This window comes from Streptomyces hainanensis (genome assembly GCF_004348415.1).
In the GTDB taxonomy this organism is placed as follows: Bacteria; Actinomycetota; Actinomycetes; order Streptomycetales; family Streptomycetaceae; genus Streptomyces; species Streptomyces hainanensis.
Genome location: NZ_SMKI01000327.1, coordinates 1 through 9008 on the forward strand (window position 1 = coordinate 1; position 9008 = coordinate 9008).

Below are 9008 nucleotides of genomic sequence, written 5' to 3' on the forward strand. Positions count from 1 at the left end.
GAAGAGGGCGTACGGGGGGGAGGAGCGTATAGTGGGCACGGAGATGTGTATAAGAGACAGTGTCCGGTCAGGCCGAGCGCAGCGTCACCGCTTGATCTCCTTGATGCGGAGCATCCGGGTGATGACCTTGTCCAGCTCGGCGTCGTCGAAGACCTTCTTCCAGTCGTCGCGGACGATCGACTCGCGGCCGTAGTCCATGGCGATCAGGCAGGCGTCGGAGAACGGGTTGTCGCCCTTGAGGGTGTTGGCCAGGGCCACCTGGGTGTGGCCGAGGAGCATGGCGCGGGCGGCCTTCTCCGGGACGCCGACGGTGTGGACCGTCTCGTGCAGCGCCTCGGTGAGCAGCGCGCCGACCATGCAGGCGATGGTCTCGACGAGGGTCGGCTCCAGGACGGCCAGCTGCTTGACGGTGACCCAGTGGACGTCCACGACGGGGGCGTACATGGTGCGGATCACGGACTCGGCGAGCGCGTGCGCGGACGCCGACGCGGAGGCGGCCGGGTCGGCCGCGTCGGTGGCCGGCTCGAAGGAGGCGACGACCTCCTGGGGGGCGGCGATGCCGCCGAAGGTGTCCGCGTACTCCTCCTTGGTGGTGCGCTCCAGGAAGACGGACGGGTGGCACGGGTGGGCGACGGCGTTGTGGACGTCGGCGCGGCGGGCCAGCAGGCCGGCGTAGGCGGCGGCCGGGTCCAGGGTGAGCAGGACGGCGCCGGGCTTCATCACCGGGACGAGGGTCTCGGAGACGGCGCCGAGGACGATGTCGGGGACGGCCAGGATGACGACGTCGGCCAGGGCGGCGGCCTCGGTGCCCTCGGTGATCTCGCGGCCGAGCTCGCGCAGCAGCTCCTGCCCCTTGGGGGAGTTCTCGCTGAACAGCGTCGTGAAGTCGCTCTTGACCAGGTTGTTCGAGACGCGCTGGCCCATCTTGCCGGCGGCGCCGATGACCGCGACGGTGGCGGTCGTGGCTTCGGTAGCCATCACTTGCTCCTCGGGAGAGTTCTGTTCTTGTTCAGGAGGGTGCTGATGCTGTGCTCGGTCCATTCGGCTTCGAGCCTGGCGGTCTCGTCGAAACCGTCCTGCCAGGGAAGCCAGTGCTCCACGATCTGGTTGACGCCCTTCTCCTCCGGCCGCACCTTCTCGACGAGGTACGGGTGGTCGAGGAGGCCCTCGCCGAGGCGGCAGCCGGCGTAGGTGAAGCCGACCCAGCCGTCGCGGCGGGTGAACGCGAAGTCCTTGACGTGGACGTTGACGACGTACGGCGCGGTGGCGTCGATGACGTCGACCGGCCGCTCGAGTCGGGCGACGCTGTTGCCCGGGTCGAGGCAGACGCCGAGGTGTGGGCTGTCCACGCCCCTGACCACGGCGAGCAGGTCGTCCGTGGACACCTGCTCGTAGGTCTCCAGGCCGAGGGTGACGCCGCGGGCGGCGTACTCGGGGACGACCTCGGTGAGCAGCGCGGTGGCCTCGGCGACGCTCGGCCGGTGGTCCGCCGTGTTGAGCATGGAGCGGACGAAGGTGGCGCCCAGCTTCTCGGCGAGGGCCAGGTAGCGCCGCAGGTGGTCGGGGCGCACGCCGCGGGTGCCGAGTTCGAGGGCGATGCCGGCGGACTCGGCCTGCCGGCGGAGCGCGGCGAGCGCCGCGTCGTCCAGGGCCTCGACGGGCGGGTGGTCGCAGATCTGGAGGACCTGGCCGCCGAGTTGGTGGGTCTGGTCGAGCATCTCCGGGAGGGTCAGCGGCCGGGGGGCGCGTGCGGAGACGCGCCAGAAGAAGGCGTAGGTGCTCAGTCCGTAGGCCATCAGACCGTCGCCTCCTCGGTGGGTGTGCCGTGCAGCGCCAGCGCCTCGTCGAGGATCCGTTCCACGGCGGTGGGGTCGTGGGCGAACCGGCCGAGGAACAGGCCGCCGGCGTCGGCGCCGAGGTCGGCCAGCAGGCCGGGTCCCGCGCTGCCGCCGTAGATGACGCGGCTGCCGGCGAGTCCCGGCCGGGCGGCGAGCCAGTCGGTGAGCGCCGCGCAGACGGTGCGGATGTGTGTGGTGGAGGCGGGCTGGGGGGCGCCGATGGCCCACTGGGGTTCGTAGGCGACGACGACCGGGGCCCGCTCGGCGCCGGCGGTGGCGAGCAGCCGTTCCAGTTCGGCGACGGTGCGGGCCGCCGCGTCGGATGGGTCGGCGCGGTTGAGCTCGCCGACGCAGAGCACCGGGGTGAGGCCGTTGCGCAGCGCGGCCGCCGTCTTGGCGGCGACGACCGTGTCGCCCTCGCCGAAGAGTCGCCGGCGCTCGGCGTGGCCGACCTCGGCGTAGGCGCAGCCGATCTCCTTGAGGTGGGCGCCGCTGACCTCGCCGGTGTACGGGCCGGCGTCCTCGGCGGCCAGGTCCTGGGCGCCGACCCGGACGCCGGAGCCGGCCACGATGCTGGCGACGGGCACGAGCGCGGGGAAGGAGGGCAGCACGAACAGCTCGGCGAGGCCGCTGGTGACGGCGGGGTGCCGGCCGGCGATCGCGGCCGTGCGCCGGGACCAGTTGAGGGTCTGGTGGTGCCCGAAGTACATCTTCAGACTGATCCCGATGGTGACGGCGGGCGCGGCGCGCATCAGGCGGCTCCGGCGCGGCTGTTCTCGTAGTCGCTGAGGACCTGGACCTTGCCGGCGGAGGCGGAGGTGGCGTCGAAGCGGTAGGTGAGCCACTCGGCGGCGAGCCGGCGGGCCAGTTCGAGGCCGACGACGCGCTGGCCGAAGGTGAGGACCTGGGCGTTGTTGGAGAGGACGGCGCGCTCGACGGAGAAGGAGTCGTGGGCGGTGACGGCCCTGATGCCCCTGACCTTGTTGGCGCTGATGGCGACGCCGAGGCCGGTGCCGCAGACGAGCAGGGCGCGGTCGGCCCTGCCGGAGGCGACGAGTTCGGCGGCGGCGATGGCGATGGTGGGGTAGGCGGTGTGGCCCTCCGCGTCGACGCCGACGTCGGTGACGGTGGCGACGAGGTCGTTGGCCTCCAGGTCCTTCTTCAGGGCCTCCTTGTAGGCGAAGCCCGCGTCGTCGGCGCCGACGACTATCCGCAGCTTGTCGAGCTTGCCGGACCGGTCGGGGGTCTCGCTCATCGTCAGTCAACTTCCTTCGTCGCGAGGGTCTGCTGTATGGCGCGGGTGATCAGGGCGAGCGAGTGGGCGCCGGCGTCCGGGGTGCCCAGGCTCTTCTCGGCGTGCGGCCGGGCGCGGCCCATCCGGGGCAGCAGTTCGGCGGTGCCGGCGGCGGCGGCCTCGGCCGCGGTGGCGGCGGCGTCCCAGGCGTCGGCCAGCGGGGCGCCGGCGGCGACGGCCCGGGTGAGGGTGTCGGCGAACGGGACGAGGGCGTCGACCATGGTCTTGTCGCCGACCTCGGCCTTGCCGAGCCGCATCACGCCGGTGGAGGCCGCGGTCACCCCGGAGGCGACGGTGGCGGGCGTGGGCCGGCCGGTGTCGCCGAGGGCGGAGCCGACGGAGCCGAGGATGACGCCCCACAGCGCGCCCGAGGTGCCGCCGGCCCGGTCGGCCCAGGCCGCGGCGGCCAGGTCGAGGGTGGTGGCGGCCCCGGCGCCGCGGGCGACCGCGTCGGCGGCCGCCTCGTGGGCGGCGTGGGAGCCGCGTCGCATGCCGATGCCGTGGTCGCCGTCGCCGGCGACGGCGTCGATCCGGCCGAGTTCGTCGGCGTGGGCGTCGACGGTGGCGCGGACGGCGGCCAGGGCGGCGAGCGCGCGGCGGGCGGCGCGCCGGCCGTCCTCGTCGGCGACGAGGGGCGTGTCGTCGGTGGTGTCGACCGGCGCGGTGGACGGCTCGTCGCCCGTCGCGACGGGGGCGGTGACGGCGCCCTTGCGGTAGGCGGGGGCGTCGGCGGGCGCGGTCCACAGGGGTTCGAGCTCGTCGGTGAGCCAGCAGAGGGTGAGGGAGACGCCGGCCATGTCGAAGCTGGTGACCAGCTCGCCGACCTCGGGGTCGACGACCTCGACGCCGGCGGCGGCGAGCAGCCGGGACACCTGCCGGTAGACGACGAACAGTTCCTCGTACTTGACGGCGCCGAGCCCGTTGAGGATGACGGCGGCGCGCTGCCCGGCGGGGGCCTCGACGCCGGCCGGCAGTTCGGCGAGCAGCGTGTCGACGAGGAGCCTGGCGGTCTCGTCGGCGCTCGGCACGTCGCGTTCGCCCATGCCGGGCTCGCCGTGGATGCCGAGGCCGAGGGCGAGCCGGCCGGGCTCGACGGTGAACAGCGGCTCGCCGGCGCCCGGCAGGGTGCAGCCGCCGAGGGCGACGCCGAAGGAGCGGGTGCGGTCGTTGGCGAGCGCGGCGAGGCGGGTGACCTCGTCGAGCGGCAGGCCGCGCTCGGCCGCGGCGCCGGCGACCTTGAAGACGACCAGGTCGCCGGCGACCCCGCGGCGCTTGTGCGCCTCCTCGGGCGCGGCGCTCGACACGTCGTCGGTGACGGGCAGGACGCGGACGTTCACGCCATCGGCCCGCAGCTGCTCGGCGGCCTGGCCGAAGTGCAGCACGTCGCCGGCGTAGTTGCCGAAGGTGAGGAGCACGCCGCCGCCGGCCTCGGCCGCCCTGGCGACCTGCCGGACCTGGCGGGCCGAGGGGGAGGCAAAAACGTTGCCGACGGCGGCGCCGTGGGCCAGGCCCTGGCCGACCAGACCCGAGAAGGCCGGGTAGTGGCCGCTGCCGCCGCCGATGACGACGGCGACCTGGCCCGGGACCCGGGCGGCGGCGCGCACCACGCCGCCCGGGGCCGGCCGCACCCACCGCCGGTGGGCGGCGACGAAGCCCTCCAGGGCCTCGTCGGCGAAGGCGGCGGGGTCGTTGAACAGCCGGGTCATCGATGGGCCTCCGCGAGCGGTGCTGGCGACGTGTCGGGCTCGTCCAGCCGGGCGGCCTCGTCGCCGGGGCGGCGGGAGAGCCAGACCATCAGCACGCCGGACATGATCATGAAGCCGCCGACCAGGAACAGCGGCAGGTGGTAGCCGCCGCTGAAGTCCTTCAGCCAGCCGGTGACGTAGCCGGCGGCGAAGCCGGCGACGTTGCCCATGGTGTTGATCAGGGCGATGCCGGCGGCGGCGGCCGCGCCGGTGAGGAACCGGGAGGGCACGGACCAGAACACCGGCAGGGCGGCGAAGATCGAGCAGGCGGTGACGGTGATCACGGCGACCGTGGCGGCCGGCGAGTCCATGTAGAGCGCGAGCGGGATGGAGAGTCCGCCGACGACCGCGGGGGCCGCGATGTGCCAGACCTTGGTGCCGTGCCTGGTGGCGTGGCGGGACCAGAAGAAGAGGACGACGGCCGCCGGCAGGTACGGGATGGCGGTGATCAGCGCCTTGTCCATGACGCTGAAGTTGGTGTCGAAGTCCTCCTGGAAGCCGTTGATGATCGTCGGCAGGAAGAACGCGAGGGCGTAGAGGCCGTAGATGAAGCCGAAGTAGATCAGCGAGAGGATCCAGACCCGGGAGCTGGTGAAGGCCGTCCTCAGGGCCTCGCGACCGTGCGACTCGGCCTGGCCGGCGCCCTTCTTGCCGACGTTCTCGGCGGTCAGCTCGGCTTCCAGCCAGTCCTTCTCCTGCTGGGTGAGCCACTTGGCGTGGGCGGGCCGGTCGATCAGGTAGAACCAGGCGACGACGCCGAGGATGATCGCGGGCAGCGAGACGCCGAGGAACATCACGCGCCAGCCCTCGAGGCCGAACAGGCCGTGGCGCTCGATCAGCAGGCCGGCGAGCGGGGCGCCGATCACGGTGGTCAGCGGCTGGGCCAGGTAGAAGAGCCCGAGGATCTTGGTGCGGTGCCGGGTGGGTACCCACTGGCTGAGGTAGAGGATCGCGCCGGGGAAGAAGCCGGCCTCGGCGATGCCGAGGACGAAGCGCAGCGCGTACAGCTGCTCGCTGTTCTGCACCCAGGTGAAGAGGAGGGAGACGATCCCCCAGGTCACCATGATCCTGGCGAGCCAGCGGCGGGCGCCGAACCGGTGCAGGGCCATGTTGCTCGGGACTTCGAGCGCGATGTAGCCGATGAAGAAGACGCCGGACGCGAAGCCGAACTGGGCCGCGGTGAGCGCGAGGTCGTCGCCCATGCCGTTGGGTTCCGCGAAGGAGACGGCGGTCCTGTCCAGGTAGTTCACGAAGAACATCAGGGCAACGAAGGGGACGAGCCGTACAGAGATCTTCCGGATGGCGGATCTCTCTGTGGCGCTTGCGTCCTGGGGCTGTGCTGCGGCTCCCATGGGTCACTCCTTGGTGCTTCGGACAGCTTTGTCCGATTCCTTGCCCGAGCGGGTTGCACCCCCCGAGAGGCTGCGGCGAGCGGGCCGCGCCACGCCGGGCGGGGTCGGGAACGCTCACGTTAACAGTGGTTACCAATTTACCAAAGAGATTGGTAACCAATTTACCAAAATCTTTCGTACTTCTTTCAGGCTATATGTCCGATTGAGGTACCGAGCGGCTCGAGTGGCGTACCGGCCCGTGATGTGCTTCACCCCCGGTCTGATGTACTTGACGGGTGACTGCCCCAACCGATCAACCGGACTTCGTCTCGCTCCTGCGGCCCGTCGTGCGTGAGTCGTCCGTGAGCGAGGTGGCCAAGCGGCTCCTCGACCACCTCACCGAGGGGAACCTCAGACCCGGCACCCGGCTCCCGGCCGAACGCCAGCTCGCGGAGGCACTGGGGGTCGCGCGCTCCAGCGTGCGGGGGGCGCTCTCCGCGCTCGACGTGCTCGGCATCATCGAGATCAAGCCGGGCTCCGGCTCCTACGTGCGGGCCAACACCTCGGAGTTCCTGCCGCGCGCCATCAACTGGGGACTGATGCTCGGCCAGCGCCGCACCCAGGACCTCGTCGAGGTACGCGCCTTCATGGAGCGGATGTCCGCCCGGCTCGCCGCCGAGCGCGCCGACGAGACGGACGTGGCCAGGCTGGGCGGCCACCTGGAGCGGATGCGGGAGGCCGGCGGGGACGTCGCGGCCTTCATCGAGGCCGACATCGCCTTCCACCTGGAGACGGCGCACATCGCCCGCAACACCGTGCTCGACGACATCCTGCACAGCATCCGGGCGCTGCTCCAGGTCTGGATGGAGCGCGCGGGCGACGTCGAGGGCACGATCAGCGGCACCCTGCACGAGCACGGCACCATCCTGGAGGCCATCCGGCAGCGCGACCCGGAGGCCGCCGACCGCGCCATGACCGAGCACATGCGGCTGGCCAGCGAGCGGCTCCAGTCCTCGCTCGGCACCGAACACCCCGAGGACGGCGCGCGCCCGCCGGGCGACGAGCCCGCCGACGCGGCGCGGGCCGAGCGCCGAGAGGCACCGGCCGAAACCCACTGAGGCCACCGCCGTTCACCCTCGTCCACCGCCCAACCCGTTCGGCTGAACCGCCCCGACCCGCGTAACCGCCGCCGCTCACGCAGCCGTTAGCGAGGGGGACGGGTTCAGGGAACGGGCGAGGGAGTGCCGGTGTACGAGTTGCTTGCGACGCTGCTGACCGACGAGTTCGGCATCGAGGCCGACGTGGTCACGCCCGACGCGACCTTCCGCGATCTCGAGCTGGACTCGCTGTCGCTGACCGAACTGGCCGTCATCGTCACCGAGCGCACCGGGCTGCTGGTGGACGACGTCGACCTGGACAGCACGCTGGCCTCGGCGGCGGAACGGTACGCCACCGCCTCGGCGAGCGCGTAGTGGGCGGCGAGATCGCCGTCACCGGGATCGGCCTCGTCACCCCGGGCGGTGTGGGGGTCGGGCCGACCTGGCGGGCGGTGTGCGACGCCGGGTCCACGGCCGCACGGGACCCGGCGCTGGCCGGGCTGCCCGTCGACATCTCCTGCGCGGTGCCCGGCTTCGACGGCGACGCGCTGCTGGGCCGCCGGCTGGCCAGGCGGCTCGACCCGGTGACCCAGCTCGGCCTGGTGGCCGCCCGCGAGGCGCTGGCCATGGCGGGCCTGCCGGCGGGCGACTGGGACCCGGCCCGGGTCGGGGTTCTCGTCGGTGCCGGAGGGTCGAGCCTGGCCGGCGTCACCGAGGCCCACCGGCGGCTGCTGGCCTGCCGGCCGGAGACCATCTCGCCGACCGCCCTGCCCCGGTCCCTGCCCAGCGCCTGCGCCACCGAGATCGCCCACGACCTCGGCGTGACCGGGCCCGCCTTCGCCACGGTGGCCGGCTGCGCCTCGGGCCTGCTCGCGGCGCGGGTGGCCCTGGGCCTGCTGCGCTCCGGCGACCTGGACGTGGCCGTCGTGGGCGGTGCTGAATCGCTTCGCCACCCGCTGACCGTCGCCGGATTCGCCCAGCTCGGCACCCTCTCCCGGCACGCCGGCGAACCGACCGCGGCCTGCCGGCCGTTCGACGCCGACCGCGCCGGGCTCGTGGTGGCGGAGGGCGCCGGCGTCCTCGTGCTGGAACGTCCCGGCTACGCGCGCGCCCGCCGGGCACCCGTGCTGGCCTGGCTCACCGGCTGCGGAGCGGCGGGCGAGAACCACCACCCCACCACCCCGCACCCGGACGGCGAGGGCGCCGAGCGGGCCACCAGGGCGGCCCTGGCCGACGCCGGCTGGCGCCCCGCCGACATCGGCCACGTCAACGCGCACGGCGCCGCCACCGTGGTCAACGACGCCACCGAGGCCCGCTGGCTGGCCAGGACGCTGCCGCACCGACCGCCGGTGACCGCGACCAAGGGCGCCCTCGGCCACGCCGGAGCCGGCTCCGGCGCGATCGAGGCGGCCGTCACCGTGCTGGCGCTGCGGGAGCGGCTGATCCCGCCGACCGCCAACCTCGACCGGCTCGACCCGGACTTCGACCTGGACGTGGTCGCCAAGGCGCCGCGCCCCGCACCCGAGTCGCCCGGCGCCCTCACCGTGTCCTCCGCGTTCGGCGGCCAGAACGCCGCCCTGCTGCTCCGATGCGCGTGACCCGGCCGACGGCGCACACCGACCCGGTGCCGTCGATGTCGCCGAGCGGCTGGCCGGCCAGCGCGGGTATCGCCTGGGCCGTGGCGCGCAGCGCCAGGCCGTTGG

Annotated in this window: 9 protein-coding genes; 3 read left to right on the plus strand and 6 right to left on the minus strand. The window is 73.3% G+C overall.

The genetic code is table 11. From position 1 onward, the window contains the following. Positions 1–84: 84 nt before the first annotated feature. From E1283_RS25525 to E1283_RS25550, 6 genes are read right to left on the minus strand one after another with little or no spacing between them, the layout of a single operon-like run. On the minus strand, positions 85–978 hold the full coding sequence (locus E1283_RS25525; protein ID WP_132820499.1) for a phosphogluconate dehydrogenase C-terminal domain-containing protein: 894 nt from the start codon (positions 976–978) through the stop codon (positions 85–87). Continuing rightward, positions 978–1796 (minus strand): sugar phosphate isomerase/epimerase family protein, encoded by an 819-nt coding sequence (locus tag E1283_RS25530; protein WP_132820500.1) that lies wholly within the window; start codon positions 1794–1796, stop codon positions 978–980. Before E1283_RS25530 ends, E1283_RS25525 begins: the two co-directional genes overlap by 1 nt. After that, a complete protein-coding gene (locus E1283_RS25535; RefSeq protein WP_132820501.1) occupies positions 1796–2590 on the minus strand; it encodes a triose-phosphate isomerase family protein in 795 nt (264 codons plus the stop codon). Before E1283_RS25535 ends, E1283_RS25530 begins: the two co-directional genes overlap by 1 nt. Then, positions 2590–3093 carry a ribose-5-phosphate isomerase gene (locus E1283_RS25540; protein ID WP_132820502.1) on the minus strand — a complete coding sequence of 168 codons (504 nt, stop codon included), beginning with the start codon at positions 3091–3093 and terminating at the stop codon, positions 2590–2592. The genes E1283_RS25535 and E1283_RS25540 overlap by 1 nt, the downstream gene beginning before the upstream one ends. A 2-nt stretch (positions 3094–3095) precedes the next feature. Then, positions 3096–4838, minus strand: a complete 1743-nt coding sequence (locus tag E1283_RS25545) for a dihydroxyacetone kinase family protein (protein ID WP_132820503.1) — start codon at positions 4836–4838, stop codon at positions 3096–3098. Beyond that, entirely contained in the window at positions 4835–6229 is a 1395-nt protein-coding gene (locus E1283_RS25550; RefSeq protein WP_132820504.1) for an MFS transporter, read from the minus strand. The genes E1283_RS25545 and E1283_RS25550 overlap by 4 nt, the downstream gene beginning before the upstream one ends. Before the next feature lie 275 nt (positions 6230–6504). Here E1283_RS25550 and E1283_RS25555 point away from each other — a divergent pair, with 275 nt between their 5' ends. From E1283_RS25555 to E1283_RS25565, 3 genes are all read left to right on the plus strand, one after another. After that, positions 6505–7326, plus strand: a complete 822-nt coding sequence (locus tag E1283_RS25555) for a FadR/GntR family transcriptional regulator (protein ID WP_132820505.1) — start codon at positions 6505–6507, stop codon at positions 7324–7326. A gap of 129 nt (positions 7327–7455) precedes the next feature. After that, positions 7456–7680 (plus strand): acyl carrier protein, encoded by a 225-nt coding sequence (locus E1283_RS25560; protein WP_132820506.1) that lies wholly within the window; start codon positions 7456–7458, stop codon positions 7678–7680. Beyond that, complete coding sequence (locus tag E1283_RS25565) at positions 7680–8903, plus strand: beta-ketoacyl-[acyl-carrier-protein] synthase family protein (RefSeq protein ID WP_132820507.1); 1224 nt, start codon at positions 7680–7682, stop codon at positions 8901–8903. The genes E1283_RS25560 and E1283_RS25565 overlap by 1 nt, the downstream gene beginning before the upstream one ends. Positions 8904–9008 lie beyond the last annotated feature (105 nt).